Raw genomic sequence first — 20,391 nt, 5'->3', positions numbered from 1 at the left:
TAACAAACGCTTATCATTTGTCAGCCATTAAGTGCATGGTGTTATATAGGAAAGCACTAAATGTATGATATTGGTCTGCAATATTCTCGTGTCATTCAGAAATCAATATTTAAAATACTTCTGTTGTTATTTACAATTAATTTAGAGATTAGACTTAAAATAGAATACATAATAACTATAAAGTTGATTATTTAGGTAGGGATTGTTATGATTAAAAAATATGGTGAAACTTTGGAAAGCGAGTGAGTAAAATGACAGATCAGATAAAGAATAGACAGTTCAGTTTTGGAAAGAAGGACGCTGCGGTAAAGGTTGAAGTGTTCTTAAATTTAACTTGTCCTTATTGCGCTACATTTTATGGGGTTGCAGAAGTGGTGTTAAAAGATTACTTAGAAAATGGCCAAGTTGAATTTATTGTAAAGCATTATGATAAGCCAAGAGAGATGCTTTTAAACGGAACACTAGTTAATCTGTTCCTAGATTATGAGAACCCTTCGCGAGTAAAAGAAATATTAAGGGATTTATTTGAGACTCAAGGGCAATGGGATCAGTTGAACAATCAAGAAATCAAAAATCTATTAGTGCAAAAATATCAATTAAAAGAAGAACCGAAAAATACCGAAATTAGTCTGAATGTAACTACAGAGGCGATCAGCAGAAATGTGAAAATGGTGCCTACTGTATTTATCAATAATAAGGAATTTCAATATCCTACAGAATTATCTGCAACCGAATTGAAAACACAAATCGAAGAAGCGTTAGCAAAATAGCATAACCTATGTGTTAATTTTCTAGAATACATAATATAAGCGATTGTAGAATAAGAAGCTAACGCAAATTTTATTTCGATTATAGACTAAATACCATGATGCTTATTACATCATGGTATTTAGTTTGGCCGGATTTAATTATATGTATGATGAGTTGACCCCCTAACCTCCCCACATCACTTCATTTATTTTCGTAAAAAGATAATAGTTTACATGTACATTTTTCCAAAATCATAGCCATACTGCTGATCATTTTCATTCATTATGATTGTCATCATATTTCCGTGTATGCTGATAATAATATTGTTCTCTTCTATATTCATTTAGTATTTCATCTCAGAATATAAATCGAATGGGGTTTCCTCATTAAAATGTAATTTTCTTTTTTTCATATCAAACATTTTAATTGTACCGCCAATGGAAAATTCATAGAAGGAAAGATTTCTATTGAACTTCTTATTACGCTGTTTCCCGGCCTTATATAATAGTCAATTCTTATCACAAGCTAATTTTGCACCAAAACGGAAAAGCATATCGTCCTCAAACCACGCTGGAAAATTCGTCCCCCACGTGTTGTTAAAGAGATTTACATAAATTCCGTCATTTAATGATGGTTGTTGATTGTCAAAAAGGAGTAATCCCCGACGACCAAAAGAAAATACAGGTGCATCAAAGCTCTGGATAGATAGGTTCCCTTCAATACCTTGATAAGTTAGCCCTTCTTTTGTCAAAGCATGCATATTGCGATTTCCATTCTCTACCACATCATATGGGGAAAGTTTTTCATTTAATTTCGCCATTTGCCAGCGGTACGGATTAGCAACAGTCAAACTAGTCTCTAACCAATATGCTTCTGGCATGCGGTTCGCTTCTTTACTATTCCATTTTAGACTTCCAACAATTTCTTTGCGGATTAAATCGATTTGATATGTCAGTCTTATTTGTTTAGGTACGCCCCACTGTGCTTGCTCGTAAGCTGTAAAAACTAAGTCAAATTCGACATCAACCACATCAGCTAGCTGCTTCATGCTCGACCTTGCAATCGATGGCATTAATACTTCATGTCTAATCTCCTGATAAGCCTCGATTCCACGTTTCGCAAAATCGACTAAAGCCCAACTAGATGTCCAACGCGTTAAACGACTGTACTTACTTAAAAAATTACTATAGTTCGCAAAATCAAAACGTTCATAAGATAGTTTACCAAATTCTTTACCATCTTTTAGTAAGCGATGCCCATTCACTTCTAACTTATTCATGCCCCCGGTTGTCGAAAATGCAAGGCTAAAACCTGCAAATTGATACGTTTTACCAGGTATTACAGCTTCTATGCTCGTTTCTAAAGGTGTAATTGCTGAGCGTTTGCTGTCCACTGCTTCCAGCGCTTCTTGACGACGCTCCTCATTTAAAGCTGCGATCGCCTTATGCAAGTAGTCTCTTTGTTCTTGCCATGACGCTTCATATAAACGGTATGACCTCCGATTCGCGTCTGATTGACTCTCGATATTTGTACTAATGAGAGACATCAAATCAGCAAAATCCATCGTAGTGCGATCATGATTAAAGGTAATTTTATCTTTGGCTCTCGCCGCTTTAAAATCCGCTATCCGGTAATTCCGATAATCGGGTAAAAAGACATTGCCATTACCACCCCAAGTATGTTCTGCAATTAACATTAATTGCTCTGAGAAATCTTTGTACTCTTGGCTATCGATTACCATTGCACCACTATCTATCCAGCTATCACGTAAATCTAATAGGATTTTATAATCCGCGATTTTCTTCGGATCAGAAGAAACGCCATGAATCCAACTATCAGCTATTTCTTCTTCAATCACTGGTAATGTATCTTTTTTCGCCCATGCCGCTGTCGCAAACTCATCTAGGCTAGATGCAACTACCTCTACATCAGGGTATTCTTCTACTAATTTAGCAAAAAGTGCTGTCACTTCCGCAGTATCTTTAGGTGGCCCTTGGTTATCATGGCTATGGGCAAAATAGAGCATATCTTGCCATCCATCACGCATGAATGTTTCCCCATAATCCTGTGCATAATGGACAACGATTTCCGACCCATCTTTCGCGCGCCAAACAAACATCTCCGGTACATTTGGAATCGCAGAGCTCGCATTCACGCCAATGTGTAAATACTTCAAACCCGCCTCCGCCATTAATGGAATAATCGCAATCGAATGGCCTGGCACATCCGTCATTTTCGCTGCAATTGTTTGTTGCTTATATGTCAAATCGAGTTCCTTGGAAATCGACAAACCATACTCAAACAAACGGCGGTCCATCAGTTCTGTATGTGTCGTCACAGGTAAGCCATGCCACTTAATGGTACCATTTTTGATCGCTTGTTCCATTCTTGCTTTATCTTCTTTCGCCACCTCTGGATGGTTAAGGTAATAATCAATCAGCCATGACCCTGTAGTCCAAACAAATTTTGTTGGTAATGCTTCTCCAATGGCTAAAGCCCGAGGAATAAAATCATCTAAATATTGGGTTGTTACTCTTTCTGCAAGATCAGTAAAGCCAATATCTAAGTGCGTTTTAAAGACTACATGTAATTTCTTTTTCATTATCTATTTCACCTCTTAGCCAATCTCATTTTCTTGCGGATTATATGCAAAGGCAACCAAGCCTTCATTTAATTCCTGACATTTCTCGATCAATGCTTCTGGTGCTTCATTGTCTCCTGAGAGATATAACTGATAGTCGAACTCATAAAAACCAGATAAATCAACTTTGAAATTCGTTTCCCAGAAGTTATTCATCACCCATGAATACACAAGGTCTTTATTTTTTATCTTTGTCTGTTCATTGCTTAATTCAATCTCGTGATGTGCTAAAGTTCCAAGCGTAACTAATGGATTATCTTTGAGAGCGACCAGCAAATCTTGGTCTTTATTTTTAAAGATCATGCCATTTTGTAATAAATAAAAGTCAATATTACTTCCAGGAATTTGGTCAATCGCCGGTCTAAAGACAGATCCTGTTTTCTCTGCATATAGTTCGTGATTCTCCCCATCACCAAAAGGCAGTGGAAGGTATAAGTTTTCTGGTGCCCACTCATTTTGTTTCTGAATCCGAACAGTTACAGCAATTTTTGGCAATTGTTTATAAACCCTTAACATAACCACATACATATTGGTACCTTCTAAGGCAAACTCCATCTTAATTGTCGTGTACAGCGCGCCATCAGCGATTTGATCAATTGCAACCAATTTGGCAACATCACGTTCTGTGATACGGCCTTTACGATTTCTTCCCATTCTACGTCGTTCTTGGCATGCATCTGTAGTAATTGGTGTTTTCTCATATACACCTGTAAAAGGGGCATGTACTGCATGAGGGTGGATCAAGTTCTTACCTGTTGCTTTAGCAATCATTTGTTCAATTCCTGTCGTATCATTAAAAGTAATCCGGTAATGATCTGTTTCAACAATATGATGATTCGTCGGTCGCTCGTAACCAGGATACGGAGCTAAATCCGATACACCATCATTTCCGCGATAGGCATGGTTAGATTCTGTTCCACCAGCTGGTTTATCCATTATTTGGCGAACTTTAACTAAGCGATCTTGTTTAGCAGCTAATGAAATCTTAAATTCGATATCATTTCCACCAGGCACCATCACAACTTGGGATGCTAGAATTTCGTTCGTTTGACAATCTACGACCTCAATAAATCCGTCTTTTTTGAAATGAAAATATTCGCCATCTACATCTTCCCAGTGCTTAATATGAACCTTCGTATAATCAGTCACAGGGCGCTCATGCGGGTTAATAACCTTAAAATACTTCTCACGATCAGCCTGTAATGATTCTTCGCCTAAATTAGCCAATACCTCATCTAAATTTCTTGAAATAAGTGAGTTTGCGTTTACCGCATAGGCACCTTTACGATAATCTAAATCATTCACTAACGTATTCCAAGGTTCACCCACTGAAGAAGAATAGCCCCAAGTATGTTCCGCATACATCATCAATTGATGCTCAGCGTCTGCTAAATATATTGGATTACCTAGTTGCCCATTAGGATCTAGTTTCTTCGATAATTGATATTTTCGTTGCGCATCGCGATAAATTTTCGTTGGGGCAGGTGTCGAACCGACTCCGTCAGCCCACCAATCAGGCCAATCACCAGCATAAGTAGGTATATCAATTGTTTCATTGCGTAAAATCTCAAAGAATTGATTTAAAGTGACCACTTCAAACTCAATTTGCTCGCCATGTTTCTCATTAAAACGATGGATAATTTCCATCATTCTCGGATTCGGCGGGGCATTGTCAGTCATCACACCAGAAATCATTGCTGGGACAAATGCGTATGGATACCCTTCCATTTCCAGATTTTTAACATATCTAAAGACCCTTTCTTCCGTAACTTCAAATTGATCTGTATCCCAATCTCCACTAAACTCGTCACGAATTTGGTAAGAAATATTCGTATTAGGTAGTAACATAAATTCATTGCCAAGTTGGTAGTGATCACCATTCCATACTAAAACTTTATTCCCATTTGGTGTTTCCCAAAAGAATGGTGTTTGTTTTTTATATAAAGGAAACATGCCGTGATGTGTATGTAAACAAGAAAAGAAGTTTGTAATCCCATTTTGATACATTGCCTCAGCATAACCCCAAGAATAGCCATTAATATCAGCAGTCATTGCGGAGTTTAGTTTCATTTGTTTCTCATTAGCATAGTTGCGGCCATCACTTAACTTTTTAGCTAAAACATCCATGTCCACTAACTCCGTTAAATTTAAATAAGTTAAAGATATATCAATTAAGCCTTTATGCACATAATGCTCAAATTTCTCTTGCTCTTCTATCGTACTATTCTTCAAAAACTGTTCCACTTGCCAATAGTTTTCACAAGTATATTTATAGCCTTCCCATTCAGGCTTTTTCCCCGCTGTTATGTCATCTAAAATACGAATGACTTTTTTAATATAATCGACATGAAAACGCTCAATTTTCTCTTGGCGTTCCGTATAGCCAATATCCGTATGCGAATGATGTATTAAATAAATTTTCCACTTTTTTGTCATAATCAACACTCCTGTATTTTTTCTAATGTTTGAACCAAACCTGTTAATGTTGCTAAACTAGTATTACGTGAGGCACAAATGTGGGGCGGTATTATACCACTTTTAGTGAGCTGTTCTTGCATACTATTAATCATCCATTTTAAACTCTGGCTGATTTGACCACCAAACACTAGTATATCTGGTGCAAAAGACAGCATAAATGGACGAAGACCTTGCGCTATTTGTGTGCCAAATTGGCTGAAAACCCGTTGTGCTCTCACATCCCTATTTTCAGCAGCTACAAAGAGGTGATAGCCATCTACATTCGTTACATTATTAGCTTTGGCAATTTCCATTAATCCCTTTGCTGACAGACATTCATCCATGGTCCCTCCTAAAAAAGGCGTATCATAGACCATGCCTGCTTCATTTAAGCCATATTTATTTTTGACAATACGCTGATCCTCCATAAATGTAGAACCACATCCAGTGCCTAATGTGATGAACATCGCTTTATTCTGTCCTTTTGCTACACCGTAATAATATTCTCCTTTAGCAAAACTAGTCGCATCATTTTCAAAGATGATTGGTGTGGTAGTTTGAAAGCCTAACTTAATGATCCACTGCCTTATGCATTCTTTTAAATTGACTTGATAGATTGCATCATACTTCCTAATGCCTCGCATCAAACTAATGCCGTTTTCGTAATCAAAAGGACCTGGAAAAGCAACGCCAATCCCTAATAATTGTGCCCCATTTTCATTCATGATTTGGAGATGTTCTGTAATGATCGTTTTAAAATGTTGGAGGATACTATGTTGATCCAGCCTAGCTTTTGATTCATAGCAAATATTTTCTGTGTAAAAAGGTTGTTTTTGCTTATTTAAGATATTCACCTTAATTTCAGTACCGCCAACATCTAAACATAGGTAGTATCGTTTGAACAACAATTGCCCCCTCCTTTTTAACGTACAAATGCTTTAATCGTCATAATCGTCTTGCCGATACTTGTACCATATGGGCTAATTTTATATGTTTTGATTTGCTCCGGGATAATGAAGGTTTGCGCATAATGAACGACAAAAGGCGCGAATGAATCATCCACACTTTCAACAATCGCTTCTTCTCCCTCCACAAGATTAAAAACATTCACACTGCCATGGCTTTCATGTATGACAGGTACGGAAAAAGTATGGCGTCTTGTTTCAATAAACTCCAATTCATGCAAACCTGTTCGTTCTTCTTGCCAACCTGGACCTTTATTAATGACTTCAAATGGATTGACCAGTTCTCTTTTCACCCAATCCTCATCTCTTGTGATATCAATATTTTGTTCACCATGAATTAAATGGACGGGTCTTGGCAATCCGTCCAAATCGACGCGGTCCCAATCCCATAATTTAAATGTAAAACGATTTGGTGTAGAACTAATTTCTAAAACGACCGCATTAGCGCCACTGGAATGAATCGTTCCGCCTGGGATCGAATAATGATCATGTTTTTTTACTTCTTGTTGATAAATCAACTCTTTATCTGGGAAAGAACCTTCCCCATTTGCTGCTTTTGTTAATTCAGTCATTAACTGTGCCTTGCTGACCCCATTTTTCACACCTAAGTAAATTTTCGCTTGATCAGCTGCTTCAAGTATGTAATAACTTTCATCTTGTGTATAATTTGCTCCAAATACATCTTGAACATAATCCGTTTTAGGATGAACTTGTAAACTTAAATTGGAGCCACCAATTGTATCAAGAAAATTAAAGCGGATCGGAAACTCTGCACCGAAACGTCCATATACTCTTTCACCTAGCAATGCGAGCGGTTGACTAAATACTAGATTATTAGCAGGTACTTCCATTTTTATCTCATCAAAATTTAAAATTAAACTATTCTCTTCTGGCACTCCATTAAAACTCCAAGCTAAATTTATCTCATCTTTTCGAAAATTAAATTTTTCTTGCATCCAGTGGCCACCCCAAATACCCGGGTCAAAGAATGGGACCAAAGAAAAGGGCTGTTTTGCAATTTGGCCCATTGCCGCTTGATAACTTTTTCCATCGATTAACTTTGGCTCTCCCTCTATGTGCGTATCTAAAAAGTAATCAATCTTGCTAAAGATCTCCTTTTTTAATTTATCAGCTACACGCCACTCAAAAAAATAGCCTCTTTTAATCATTCGTAAAGAATCCTCACCAGCATTATCTGCCTGCCAATTGCTATATGTTCCTGAACGGTATCTTGTTTGTACTTCCCATCTTGTTAAATCCGCATAGATTAATAGATCTGCTGGGTATACTAAACTGGCACCAACACCGTATATGACTACTCTCCCACCAATTGTATGCACCTGTTTAATCTTCTGATCTAAAGCTTGCTTCTGTTGTCTATCGATAAAATCTTCGAATGAATGATGGCTCATTAAACCGAAAATACGATCATCCGTTATATTTCTTTCTATCATTTTATTGATCGTTTTAACATCATAAAATAATTCGAGCGCATTAATTATTAAGGTTGGATTTAAAGGTGTAATCAACTTATTAAGCAATTCTTCTTCATTCAATGTCGGATAACATTCTATTGTTATAACATTAGATTGTAATGCACCAATTCTACTTTTTAGCTCTGCATTAATTTCTGAATAACCATAACAAGCCTTGGAAGCATTTTCTATCTTTATTTCGGGACGAAAATTATACATCATACAAACTCCTTCTGTTTATTGAATATCTATGCTGATTATAGCATGACTAATCTAACTAAAATGTCTTTATAAAAGGCGCTTAAATCAACGTTTATGAGCTATTGTTATATCAATAAGCAATCATAGGGTTATCATCTTCATGTTATAATGTCATAACAAAGAGAATATGGAAGGAGGGAAATAATGCTTAATAACGATACAGCCTATCCACTCTATGCGCAAATAGCTGACCAATTACGTTTAAATATTCAAACAGAGAAATGGAAAGAAAGTCAACGCATTCCTACCGAAATGGAACTGTGTGAATATTATCACGTTAGCCGCATTACCGTCAGAAAAGCGATCGATGAATTGGTGCGAGAAAACTTATTATATCGGGAGCGTGCAAAAGGAACATTTGTAAAAGCAATGACACTAAACAAAGATGAATACGCGACAATTGTCAAAGGGTTTACCCAAGAATTACAGGAACAAGGGAAAAATGCGATGACTGTTTTTGCAGAAGTCGAGCATTCACATGCCGATCAAAGACTAGCAAAGTTCCTCAATATTAAAGTAGGAGAAGAGATATTGATTCTGAAACGAGTTCGTGGAGATGGAAATGATGTCTTTGCATATTTCAAAACGTATTTAGCTTATAAAAAAGAGTATTCCTTAAAATCCCGGGATTATTACGGTTCCTTTTATGACTATTTACGTAGTTTAGGTATTGTTGTCAACCAAGAAAGAGAATATATTGAAGCAGTATCTGCAACAAAAGAACTGAAAAAGTTACTAAAAGTAAAAGAAAGTGATCCAATTCTTAAGCGCGTGCGCTTTACCTCTCAAAAAACTGAGGATTTCTATGAATATACAGAGTGCTTTTATGTTGGTAGTAAGTACCGCTTTTATTTAGACTTTGATAATTAACTTCTACTTAATGAAAAGTGCTGTACGATGAGAAATAAGAGTTGCCTGGATATAACTGCGGGGGATTAGCAGATATGTGAAAATGGTGCCTACTGTATTTATATCCTACAGAATGATCTGCAACTGAATTGAAAACACAAATTGAAAAGGCGTTAAGAAAATAGCATAACCTTTTTTCTAGCATACATAATATAAGCGATTGTAAAATAAAAAAGCAACATAGATTTTATGTTGCTTTTAGACTAAATCCCATGATGCTTATAACATCATGGGATTCGGTTTGAGCAGGCTTAATCCTGTGTAAAATGAGTTGGCTCCCATAATCTCTCCACATCACTTAATTTATTTTCATTAAAAGATAACTTGTATATATCAGGTTTACTAGTGCCTTTCCAGAATTTATAACCATACTGCTGATCAAAATAATTCATAATAATAGTCATTATATTTCCGTGCGTGCCGATAATAATGTTTTTTCCTTTATATTCATTTAGCAATTGGCTAATAACAGGAAGGGCACGCTCTTGGGCTTGCCGCATAGTTTCTCCACCTGGTAAACAATAATCTTTGTCATCATAGGATTTCTTAATGGCTTTTAATAAATCCTTTTTCGGGAGTTTATACTCACCTTTTATCGGCCTTTCTTTTAGTTCTTCAAAAAACTGCATTTTCAACCTTTTTTCTATTGCAATATTTTCTATCGTTTGGATCGCTCGGGAATATGGGCTCGAAACGATTATATCCACTTTTACCTTGCGCATAATCTCTGTAATTGCTTTTGCATCGTGCTCGCCTTGTTCCGATAGTTTTCTTGTTCTTTCTTTTCCAAAAACAAATGGAGATTGTGCATGTCTTATCATAAATAATACGGTTTCCATCTTACTCTCCTAAAAGTTACAGAAATTGAAGTCTGTAATAGCTGCAACTCAGTTTTTGTAAATTTCTAGTTCGTTCTATTATTATTTGAGCTTTTAAACATATATCTAATCCCTTTACCTGCCAGCGGTTCATCCACAAAACGCGGTAAAACGTGAAAATGGGCATGGAAAATATGCTGTCCACCAACTTCACCACAATTCCACCCAAGATTATATCCCTGTGGCTGATGTTTATCATCTAAGTATTCTTTCACATCCTTGAGAAGGGTGTATGTTGCGTTCCATTCTTCTTGTGTTAAATCAAACACGGTTTCTCTATGTTTTTTGGGGACAATTAGACCAGAACCTTCTAATTGTCTACCTTGCAATTCGGCTTTATCTAACTGTAAAAACATGCAATATTGATTACTGAAAATGATTTTTTGCTTTGGTTCTATTTCCGGATTACAAAAAACACAATTAGGGGCCATGATGCCTCCTCCTACTCCTCCATACTTTTGCTATTTAGTTTATACATATATTCTACGACCCTTACATCGATTTCATCAATATAACTATGACCTATTTCTTCACCTAAATTCCAAAGCTTTATTTCTGAAGTTTCCTCATTTTTAAAAAAAGGATCTAATTGATCAATATTCCAGAAATAAACAGGATTATATTTGATCGTTCCGTTTATTTTATTTCTTAGTTTTAATAAACCCTTAAACTCTAAATCATTTACTATTTGTCCGGTTTCTTCGAAAAGCTCTCTTTTTGCACATTCTTTCGGGCTTTCATTAGCTTCTCTTCGCCCGGCAGGTAATTCCCATTGTTTTCTGTAAATGTTATAGCAAAGAAGATATTTCCCATCACATTTTATGACTGCATAAGAACCAGCTAAGTGTAGATAATTATATAACTCTATTTCTTTTATAGTAATAAATTCTATAAATTCAAATCCATTATTCTTTGTTTTCAACAGGTCTCCTCCAACTCATAGTTAGTGGTCCCACTGGATGGATATTAATCAACAAATCCTGAGAATTCTTCAATAGCGAATGAAGGTATGCCTTTAGACTTGAGTACAAAAAAATAATGGCATGTGGTAAAACGGAAGAAAGCTTTGACATGCAAGCTAACAAATCATAAAGAATGAATGTTAGTTTTTTTATTATCTACCCCTGATAATTTTATATGTTGCATCATAACCGTAGTTTAGATAAACAAAACCATATGCTCTTCATCCCAATATGTATTTCCGAGCTTCAATGCCTTTCTCTCTATCCCGAATACTTTAAAACCTAATGAATAATATAGATTTTTAGCTGATTCATTTGTTGTAACGACACTTAAATTTATTTGTTCTACGCTTTTCAAGTCTCTAGCCTTTTTTATCGCAGCTAATATTAAATTTTTCCCAATTCCTATACCACGTTTATCAGGAGAGACATACATAGATACGATACTTGCTCGATGTTTTAATTTCATTAATCTTTCTGTGACTAAGGTTACAACTCCAACAAGTTGATTATTTTCAAAAGCGCCGAAAGTATACGAATCTCTAGATTGGAACCTTGATTCATACTTTGTAGCCGTTTGCTCTTTTTCTTCATTATAGCTTGAGGCAAATGAGTCAGGTGTATTTTGCAACCCTAGTAGTCTAATTGTAAGATAAGCTTCTGCATCCTGTTGACTTAAAAGTCTAATTTCCATTATTTCACCACCGTCTTATTTTACTCTTGTATTACAACGGATAGCACCGGACTCAATTTAATGTCTTTATAAATCAAAAGACAAACGAACCATATCGCGACACTGTATCTCGTTTTCAAATATTTCTTCAGTGTAATGCTTAATAAAAAAGTCTCTGTCTATACCAATAATTCTAAATCCACATTTTTGATATAGAGCTAGTTGCCCAATACTCGAATTGCCTGTACCTACCTCGATTGTTTTAAATCCATTTAGCCGCGCATTTTTAATCGCATCCATTACCAACTGTCTCCCTATTCCTTTTCCATGGTGACACTCTGCAACGGCAATATTCACTAATTCTACTGTTGCAGGTCTAGTTGGTAGTAAAACGTACACTCCGACCGTTTGTTTATTGTCTACAGCGACAAAGCATTCTCCTCTTACCATGTATTCACTTACTAGCTTTTCAGAAGGATCAGCTAATAACAGCAAATTTATTGGAGGGTGCTCTTCCATATGTAATTTTCTTATCTGCATAATATTCTCCATTTTTTATGTAGTCCCAGAAATTTCTATTTGGTTCTTAATAATCTTTATTGGTGCTTCCACTCAGTTTCCAAAATTCTTAGAAACTCTTTATCCATAGCTTAAAAGAACTATTTACTGAGTAATGTCTCTGCTACTTGGATACTTTCTTTTAGCCAGATTGGAGCCATGGAATGATCATATATTTCATTAGCTGTCATCCAATATACTGCATCTACTTCATCAGGACTTTTAGTAAAAGGTTCCCCTTCGTCGAATTCACAAAGGAAAACAATATCAATTACTTCGTTTCCTTTGTCCGAAACAAATGAAGTGTTTCTAATAAATATTATATTTTCCTTTACGATTACACCTACTTCTTCAAACAGTTCCCTTTTTACTGTTCTCTCCAATATATCTTTTGAGTTTCCTTCTTTCTCTACTGTCCCTCCGACAAGTGAAAGAAGTCCTCCAGCATGTTCCTCTTTCATACTTCGCTTAATTATTAACCACTTATCCTTTCTAAAGACAGCTGCTTCAACATTAACGATAAACATAAAAAGTTCCCCCTCATTGTGTTAAATTAATGTATATCTTAGCTTTCTCAAAGTATATATCCTACCAGTGCTGTGGTGAAAGATTGAATAATCCTCATTTACTTGGTACACGAAAATAATAAAAATAGCGGAATTCTCATACGTCTTATATACTCTTCATTATTTTGGAAGTTTTCCGCACGTGGTTGGCATTCACGAATTTCGTCTATTTTGAATCCTGCGCTTTTCAATAATAGAAAGTACTCCTCTATCGTTCGATGATATTTAATGACTTCTTTATCAATCCAAGGTTCTACGCGTTTCCCGGTATGGAAATAGTCATCCACAATCCAATCTGTTCGTAAGGATGAATTGTTTGCACTCTTTACCGAAGCGGTTAAAATTGGATGTTGGACACTAAAAATGAATTGTCCATTTATCTTTAAGCTCTCATACACCTGTTTAAACACAGGCCTTAGTTCCTCTATATAGTGTATTGCTAATCGAGAAACCACTTTATCATATTCTTCATCCGGGAAATTCCATGTCTCTATTGAGCAATGATTGATTTTGCTATTACTGTTTTTTAATGTGCTTATTGCTTTCTCAACCATATTTAGGGACCCTTCCACGCCCTCGTAAAAGTCGCAACCTTGCTTGATTAATTCCAACCCAAATATAGCGTCTCCGCAACCTAGGTCCAATACTTTTTCTTCTTTAACATCACCTATTAACTCCATTAATACAGGCTTTTCGATAATATTGTTTGGGCTTTCCTTTCTATTTCTTCTTTTTAAATAGTCTTTAAAAAATTCATTATCATCATAAACGGAAGCTCCTTTATATCTCATGAAAATCCTCCATTAATGTTGTATTAGTATATATATATACGTGCACCTTTTGATTTGTCTTAAAAATCAAATTAGTTTAATTGTGATGGCTAATGTCCCCCAATCTTTTTCTTGTTCGGGTGAATATATTTCATATGTTTGCTCGACCATTTCGTTTATTGAGTCATTATGAGTATCAAAACAGTCATAAGGAATATCTTTGTACATTTCTTCGAAGGTAGGATATTTACGCAATTCTATAACCTCTACATTTAGAATTTCATTTTTTTTAGGTAAAATAGTAAATTGAATAATATCTCCAAGGCCTATTTTTCTTCTTTTTTCATCATTCAATCGTACTTCTACTGTTTTCCTACCCGATTTTATCGAATAGAATGGTTCTTCAAATAATCCCATAGCATGAATCATCTTACATAGCCCCTCTTTTCTCTATATCAAAGAATAAATGCAATATATTTAATTTAATCTTTGTAAGATGCCATGTTCCAAACTATAAATGCCATTACCTTCCATAACCTCAAGATAAGCATTTAGAAAATAAATACAAGCATCTTCATCTATACCATAGTTTATATGTTGACTGAATTTACTCACGGCTTGTCTTAAATGAATTTCATCATTCCATTGAGTAAAGTGAACAGCAATCAACACATTAGATATTAATCCCAAACCTTTTCTGCATTGAAATTCAGTTTCTTCATTATCTTTAGGAGAAATAATACAATGTTCTGGACTTATTAACGCACCCGCTGAAAATCCCGCAATGGGGATGCCTAACTCATAGCTTTCTATTATTGAGTCGGAAATAGAGGTTTCAACAATGTAATCAGCATAAAAATTCGTATTCCCACCCCCAATAATGATACCGGAACTATTTTTTAAACAGGTCTTTACTTTTTCAATGGGCGTAGAAGGAAGAGGGAGATAATGGAATTCATTTAAACCTAAATCTACTAATGCTTGCGTATATCTAGGCATATATTGTTCCCAACCATCCCTTTCTACAAATAAAATGGAAACAGGTCCATTCATTTTTAATGATAGTTTTACAAATTGTTTTGCCATGTTTAAAGTGAATGGAGGACCGCCTCCAAACAGAAAAAGATGTTTATCCATTTAATCACCTTCACTTATTATAGAATAATAGCTCCATCTCTAGATATTAGGGACATTACTATGTGAAAATTGTACTTTAGTTTCTTTTGTATTGTGCGTTGATCTTGGATCGTTTGTCTAAAGGATATATAATTATCCAGCATATGAAGGAACTTTTTTGATAAAACCTAAATTCTGTTAATAAGCAAGATCACAAAAATAAGTTCCTTATTGTTAAAAATAGGTAAAGAATAACACCGATAACACCAATACCCAGACTAACCACCAAAAATCCATACATAAAACCACGTATGGAAACAAACACATCAGCGAACAAGTTTTTTGTAAAATCAATCACTTTTAACATTTCCTCCTCCTATCTAAAAGCCAGATGATCACTTAGTTATACTTAATATTATAAATATTCGTTATGAACCACTAAATACCTCTCTTTTTTGACAATTAAGCTATCCATTAGACAATTACAAAAAGGCACACTGTATGTATGCCCTTCGTCACTAAAAAAAATGCATATAATAATCCACTTAGAAGCATCATGGTTAATAAATTATATATTAGAGGTAATACACCCGGCAATTCCAATCTAAAATGATAGAAATGTACTTTATTAATTTAACGTTTGATCGCATCAATTATTAATGATGTAAATACAAGTTGATCTCCTTGATTTCTTGGATCATATTTTTTCGAGCGAAAAATAACTCCATCTTCACCATTCCATTCATTAGTATGAAATTTGCCATCTTCATCACAATATTCAAGTAAATTAATTTCAAACTTAGCCGCTTTAAACATTTTCGATAAAGTTTTATACTGATATACTATTTTATGACTTGCAGCAGGATGGTCTTTAGGCCTGGGTCCACCTACCCTAACAGTTTTTTGATATGTTTCGTTTGGGAAAAATGCATCTGGCACTGCACAACGAATGTAACCAGACGGTTTTAAAAATTTATAGCAAATTTTAGCAGCTTCGATTCCATCCTCATATGTAAGATGTTCCCATATGTGTTCCGCTACAATAGCTGTAATTGAATTGTTATCAAATTTATTTTTCCAGGTGTCCTCATCTAATAAATCGAGATCTTTTTCCTGTGTATGTATCCAACTTGGATTGTTATTATATTCACCAGCTCCAATTACTAGCTTAATTTCTTCTTCAACGCTCAAACGTTTCACCTCACATGCCCATTCATACATCTAGATGAATGACAAAATTGCTACTTTTATAAAAAATGATATTTCTTATCTATCAATTAGGAGTCCCTAAAGATATAGGAATAACAACTGCATTACAGGCTTTTTCATAAAATTCAAGAGGGCCAGCCTCTCCAATAATTGAATACTCATAGCCTATTTCTTTCATATCATTTAAACAGTAATGCAGCAAAGTATAGCCAACTCCTTGAAGACGGTTGGATAGGGATGTACCCATTGGGCCAAATAATCCTTTTTTTCCGCGAACTACATCAAAGCAAGCAAAGCCCACAATCACTCCATTGTCGATAGCAATATAAATGGGTATCTTATCTTCTTGAAGTCCATGCTTAATAGCATCTAACCATCTGTTTCCAAATTCGATTTCTACAAAAAGTAACAAAGATACGGCATCGCTTATTTCTGCTTTTCTATAAATCACTTTATCTGCAGTAATGCTTGGAAAAGAATAATTCTTCAGTGATACAGCCATATCTCTTGGAGATGATGTGATTTCAATTAACCTTGAAACATCTACTCCTTCCAAAAGTGAATCTATCATAGGGTCATTTATATCTAGAATTGCTTTCACCAATAAACCTTCATTGATATAAACCTGCCTAAATTGCATCATTTGTTTATTGGCATGTTCTAACACTCTCATAGTCGTCAAAGAAACTTTCATGCTAAAAGGATGACAATGAATGCCTTTTTCTTCTCTCTCGAAATGTATTTTGTCGATCCTTTCCTTTAAAAAATCATAAAGATTTGGATAATTAATATAGAGTTCGGCACATACCCCTGTTTTCTCAGAAAGTGAACCTAGCAATAAATGAATAGGAAAGACATGTGAGTTCATTTTTTGTGCTTCTAACTCTGCTATTTTTATCATCCTTAAAGTGCGATTGGAAAATCTCATATTTATCCCATCATTCTCTGATTTGGCCATCATCATGCACATCCTCTCGCTGACAAGTAGTGTTTAGTAATGATTTCGATATTCGCATTCGTTAATCCTTTATCATTTTATTCAATCGATAAGATATGTATCATCCGATTTTATTTTTTATGTTCAAAAAACAAGCGTCTCTACTATTATAAAAACGCTTGTTATGCTGATTCTAAAACTGTCCTACGTATCTATAATAAACACAATGCTTTTAGCTCCGGATTACTATTTTGATTCAAGATAGAATCTACTTATATGTGATTAAATGAAAATTAATTTGAATAATTTTAAGAAACTTTATTCTAAAGACACACTTGCCACAACCATACTTATTTTCACTTAACCACGAAAGTTCGATATGCTTTGGATTCCTAATCTAGATCCTCTTCAAACGTATTAAATCTCGTAAATCTTACTTTAAGGGTTTTCCAGATACTATATGCCAATGGAGATGTTTGGACTCTTGGTATTCACCTAAGTTTGTAATTACTCTACACGCCCCATTTTCTGAAGTTACTTTTAGAGCTACCAATTTTATTACCTCCATTAATTCAAGTAGTAAATCGTTTTCACTTTCTTCCAGTGATAATAAAGATGGGATATGTTTCTTTGGGATAGCAACAATATGGACTGGATAGAAAGGTCTGGTATGATAATAAGCTAAAATATTTTCCGTCTCCATTACTGTTTTTACAGGTGTTTTACCACTTAATACTTCATCGCAATAAAAATCGCTTGTCATATAAATCCTCCTAAAAATTAACTTTCATTTGCGCATATCCATTTAATAATCTATCTACAGACGATTGAAAAGTAATGTTCAAAGAAAGACTTTCGATTTACTATAGTTGCGATTTCACAATTACGTTTTTAACTTCAACATCAATATAGCCTCTTTGAAATTCACAAAGTTTAGGCTCAAATAAGCAAGCGCCAGCTAGTAGGTCGTGAAAGGTCATATCGTTCTGTTCTAACCATGGTGAACCAAAATTTTCAACTGCTTTCATGATTTTAGTACAAAAAGATCTATTTTCTCTTTCCTATGAAGCACAAGTTTAGTCGTAACATTCAGTCCAAAGGTTTTAATAATGGGAACATTCGAATCATAAACAATGGCAGCTGCATGAGGATCTAACCATGCATTCCAGTTAGCCATGGGCATGTCTATACTAATTTCCAGTTTATCTGAAAATACACCACTCATAATATATAGCTCTTTCATTAGCTTTGGGATTTCCGGATCAATCAGAAATAGCATTTCAATATTCGTTAAATGACCAATGGCTAAAAGCGAAATTTCATGCGGGTGTTGACGGATAGTCTTACGCATAAAATCAACAGCTTGATATTTTTGAAAATCAGAGTTATATGATCCCAATTTGACAGTTTGACTGCCCCGCCAGGAGTTGGATATATATTGCTAGGTAGCAATTGCTTGTCAGCTCCAGCTTAAATGGGAATATTTCTACCTGCGACCTTACAAATGGCATCGGCTACCATCGCTCTATTTTCCACTTGTCCACCTCCTGTCGTTATTCCACTAATTCACATGAAGGCTGATTAAGGAGATATGCTAAGCATAAGGCATCATCGAGGTCACCACCGATATCCGTGTCTAACAATACTTTTATTTTCATAAATAAATCCTTTCTTTTTTATTGATCATCCTGCTTAATAAATCATCTGAAAGTTGATTGTGGTAATTATTAACCTATAATCGGCCTTTCTTTTTGTGACAGGAAATCTGCGAAAAAAACCTTATGATCTATAAATAGATTATTAGGTAGTTTGTCTAATGAGAAAAACTTATTTTTTAACGACTCTTCATTTTGTTTTACTAATTCACCAGAAAATTCATTACACGTAAATATGACTTGAACCATTGAAACTTCGTCTCCGTTAGGAAAAGTCTTGTCATAATTTGGTCCTGAATAAATCCCGAATAAATCCATTTTTCCTAGGTGAAGACCTGTTTCTTCATAAACTTCTCTTCTAGCTGTATCATGAACCGTTTCATCTAATTCCATAAATCCACCTGGAAGACCCCAACTTGCAGTATCAGAACGACATTGTAAAAGTAACCGATTTTCCTTATCAAATACAAAGGAACCTGCAACAACCATGATTATTTTCTCTTGACCGATGATAGATCTTATATGTTTTATGTAGTCCATTTTATCTCCTTTTATTCTAACCTTTCTAGTAAAGTAAATGTTCCAACTTCCCAAGATTCATAAGGAGCAAGAGATTTTTTTCTCATTGCATCTAAAGTACGTGATCTCATATGAGGACGAGTGATATACATGTCTATGTTTTCTTCATTTAGTTCTACAAAACAAGCTTCTTTAATTTCTTCCGGTTGAATCTTGACCTCACCACTAACATATTTCGCAGAAAAGACGATACTTACAATTCCTTTGGTCGTGTTATAGTACACCCCTGTAACTCCTACTGGATCAATGATAATACCTGTTTCTTCGAAAAATTCTCTTTGCACTGCTTTACTTGGTGGTTCCCCTTCCTCCACTTGCCCTCCTGGAAGTTCCCATGTATCCGAACGCCAATGAGTTTTGACTAACAAAACTTCATTTTTACTGTTAGTTACATAAGCTGATACAGCAACAATATGTTTAGGTGTGCTCATAAAAAAAATCCCTTCTATCATTTTATTTATCTTATTTAGGAAAAATATCTATTGCAGCCAATGATATGTACCTTGCTTGGCATCTATTATCCATTAAAACAACTACTTACTCATGATTATGTTTGAATAATTTCTTTCTACCTTCATTATTCGCTATGAAAAAATAAATACCTCTCTATTACAATCCAGCTCGCAACACATTTTCTAACTATCCAACACAGCGAATCTTCAGATCCTGGTATGCAAGGATCAAATTACTTCTTTGTTTTCTCTACATTGTTATCGCTATATCATTCACTCTGATGAAAGAACCAAAGTTAACCATTGAATCCAGAACTACAATTTGTTATACTTCTAATGTTAATTTTATATTCCCATTCACCGATGGGATAGAGGCTGCGGCTTTTAAGAGTAGAACGGGTGAGATGCAATGAAATTGATGACCTCGTTTGAAAGGATAAGCTGCCGAAGCATGGATCTATCATTGTGTATCTATGCTGGTGATGTATTCGAACAGGAACATTACTGTCACGTTATGTTATATGACGTGGAGGGCTATCTTCGGAAGGATTAAACGACTTATCAAACAGCCGTCGATC

The 20,391-nt window shown here is 35.1% G+C and carries 22 protein-coding genes and 1 riboswitch; of the genes, 2 read left to right on the top strand and 20 right to left on the bottom strand.

Annotated features, from left to right (window positions below; all coding sequences use genetic code 11):
• Window positions 1–251 precede the first annotated feature (251 nt).
• Complete coding sequence (locus BLE01S_RS06540; protein WP_066138688.1) at window positions 252–770, top strand: thioredoxin domain-containing protein; 519 nt, start codon at window positions 252–254, stop codon at window positions 768–770.
• 488 nt (window positions 771–1,258) lie between these two features.
• On the opposite strand, the gene BLE01S_RS06535 is transcribed toward BLE01S_RS06540, so the two are convergent.
• From BLE01S_RS06535 to BLE01S_RS06520, 4 genes are read right to left on the bottom strand one after another with little or no spacing between them, the layout of a single operon-like run.
• The gene (locus BLE01S_RS06535) at window positions 1,259–3,352 is read right to left on the bottom strand and encodes a DUF5054 domain-containing protein (protein ID WP_066138685.1); all 2,094 of its coding nucleotides are present in this window, start codon (window positions 3,350–3,352) and stop codon (window positions 1,259–1,261) included.
• A 15-nt stretch (window positions 3,353–3,367) separates the two neighbouring features.
• The gene (locus BLE01S_RS06530) at window positions 3,368–5,827 is read right to left on the bottom strand and encodes a glycoside hydrolase family 38 N-terminal domain-containing protein (protein ID WP_231955812.1); all 2,460 of its coding nucleotides are present in this window, start codon (window positions 5,825–5,827) and stop codon (window positions 3,368–3,370) included.
• A 2-nt stretch (window positions 5,828–5,829) separates the two neighbouring features.
• Window positions 5,830–6,756, bottom strand: coding sequence for an ROK family protein (locus tag BLE01S_RS06525; RefSeq protein WP_169800018.1), 927 nt, complete (start codon window positions 6,754–6,756; stop codon window positions 5,830–5,832).
• 14 nt (window positions 6,757–6,770) lie between these two features.
• A complete protein-coding gene (locus BLE01S_RS06520; protein WP_066138674.1) occupies window positions 6,771–8,510 on the bottom strand; it encodes a class I mannose-6-phosphate isomerase in 1,740 nt (579 codons plus the stop codon).
• Window positions 8,511–8,693: 183 nt separating this feature from the next.
• Between BLE01S_RS06520 and BLE01S_RS06515 the strand changes: the two genes are divergently transcribed.
• Window positions 8,694–9,419 carry a GntR family transcriptional regulator gene (locus BLE01S_RS06515; RefSeq protein ID WP_066138671.1) on the top strand — a complete coding sequence of 242 codons (726 nt, stop codon included), beginning with the start codon at window positions 8,694–8,696 and terminating at the stop codon, window positions 9,417–9,419.
• A gap of 290 nt (window positions 9,420–9,709) precedes the next feature.
• Here BLE01S_RS06515 and BLE01S_RS06510 read toward each other — a convergent pair whose 3' ends face one another.
• From BLE01S_RS06510 to BLE01S_RS06440, 16 genes are all read right to left on the bottom strand, one after another.
• Window positions 9,710–10,297, bottom strand: a complete 588-nt coding sequence (locus BLE01S_RS06510; protein WP_066138668.1) for a histidine phosphatase family protein — start codon at window positions 10,295–10,297, stop codon at window positions 9,710–9,712.
• A gap of 65 nt (window positions 10,298–10,362) precedes the next feature.
• Window positions 10,363–10,767: an HIT family protein gene (locus BLE01S_RS06505; RefSeq protein WP_066138665.1), complete on the bottom strand. Its 405-nt coding sequence runs from the start codon at window positions 10,765–10,767 to the stop codon at window positions 10,363–10,365.
• 11 nt (window positions 10,768–10,778) lie between these two features.
• The gene (locus BLE01S_RS06500) at window positions 10,779–11,258 is read right to left on the bottom strand and encodes an NUDIX domain-containing protein (protein ID WP_326255601.1); all 480 of its coding nucleotides are present in this window, start codon (window positions 11,256–11,258) and stop codon (window positions 10,779–10,781) included.
• Between the two features lie 236 nt (window positions 11,259–11,494).
• Complete coding sequence (locus BLE01S_RS06495; RefSeq protein WP_066138661.1) at window positions 11,495–11,992, bottom strand: GNAT family N-acetyltransferase; 498 nt, start codon at window positions 11,990–11,992, stop codon at window positions 11,495–11,497.
• Between the two features lie 66 nt (window positions 11,993–12,058).
• Window positions 12,059–12,511 carry a GNAT family N-acetyltransferase gene (locus BLE01S_RS06490; RefSeq protein ID WP_066138659.1) on the bottom strand — a complete coding sequence of 151 codons (453 nt, stop codon included), beginning with the start codon at window positions 12,509–12,511 and terminating at the stop codon, window positions 12,059–12,061.
• Between the two features lie 119 nt (window positions 12,512–12,630).
• Window positions 12,631–13,056, bottom strand: coding sequence for an NUDIX hydrolase (locus BLE01S_RS06485; RefSeq protein WP_066138656.1), 426 nt, complete (start codon window positions 13,054–13,056; stop codon window positions 12,631–12,633).
• A gap of 98 nt (window positions 13,057–13,154) precedes the next feature.
• Entirely contained in the window at window positions 13,155–13,886 is a 732-nt protein-coding gene (locus BLE01S_RS06480) for a class I SAM-dependent DNA methyltransferase (RefSeq protein WP_066138653.1), read from the bottom strand.
• 66 nt (window positions 13,887–13,952) lie between these two features.
• Window positions 13,953–14,294, bottom strand: coding sequence for an ASCH domain-containing protein (locus BLE01S_RS06475; protein ID WP_066138651.1), 342 nt, complete (start codon window positions 14,292–14,294; stop codon window positions 13,953–13,955).
• A 48-nt stretch (window positions 14,295–14,342) separates the two neighbouring features.
• Complete coding sequence (locus tag BLE01S_RS06470; protein WP_066138649.1) at window positions 14,343–15,002, bottom strand: Type 1 glutamine amidotransferase-like domain-containing protein; 660 nt, start codon at window positions 15,000–15,002, stop codon at window positions 14,343–14,345.
• 190 nt (window positions 15,003–15,192) lie between these two features.
• On the bottom strand, window positions 15,193–15,348 hold the full coding sequence (locus BLE01S_RS20735; protein ID WP_157419484.1) for a hypothetical protein: 156 nt from the start codon (window positions 15,346–15,348) through the stop codon (window positions 15,193–15,195).
• 266 nt (window positions 15,349–15,614) lie between these two features.
• A complete protein-coding gene (locus BLE01S_RS06465) occupies window positions 15,615–16,172 on the bottom strand; it encodes a class I SAM-dependent methyltransferase (RefSeq protein ID WP_326255775.1) in 558 nt (185 codons plus the stop codon).
• 82 nt (window positions 16,173–16,254) lie between these two features.
• A complete protein-coding gene (locus tag BLE01S_RS06460) occupies window positions 16,255–17,154 on the bottom strand; it encodes a GNAT family N-acetyltransferase (protein WP_066138640.1) in 900 nt (299 codons plus the stop codon).
• A 406-nt stretch (window positions 17,155–17,560) separates the two neighbouring features.
• The gene (locus tag BLE01S_RS06455) at window positions 17,561–17,890 is read right to left on the bottom strand and encodes an HIT domain-containing protein (RefSeq protein ID WP_066138638.1); all 330 of its coding nucleotides are present in this window, start codon (window positions 17,888–17,890) and stop codon (window positions 17,561–17,563) included.
• A gap of 261 nt (window positions 17,891–18,151) precedes the next feature.
• A complete protein-coding gene (locus BLE01S_RS06450) occupies window positions 18,152–18,526 on the bottom strand; it encodes a nucleoside hydrolase (RefSeq protein ID WP_066138633.1) in 375 nt (124 codons plus the stop codon).
• Between the two features lie 328 nt (window positions 18,527–18,854).
• Window positions 18,855–19,322, bottom strand: coding sequence for an NUDIX hydrolase (locus BLE01S_RS06445; RefSeq protein ID WP_066138631.1), 468 nt, complete (start codon window positions 19,320–19,322; stop codon window positions 18,855–18,857).
• An 11-nt stretch (window positions 19,323–19,333) separates the two neighbouring features.
• On the bottom strand, window positions 19,334–19,792 hold the full coding sequence (locus BLE01S_RS06440) for an NUDIX hydrolase (protein WP_066138629.1): 459 nt from the start codon (window positions 19,790–19,792) through the stop codon (window positions 19,334–19,336).
• Window positions 19,793–20,174: 382 nt separating this feature from the next.
• A riboswitch (Lysine riboswitch) is annotated at window positions 20,175–20,358 on the top strand.
• Window positions 20,359–20,391 lie beyond the last annotated feature (33 nt).

The organism is Lederbergia lenta NBRC 16444 (genome assembly GCF_001591545.1).
Lineage (GTDB): Bacteria > Bacillota > Bacilli > Bacillales > Bacillaceae_C > Lederbergia > Lederbergia lenta.
This window is presented reverse-complemented; position numbering and strand designations above follow the sequence as displayed.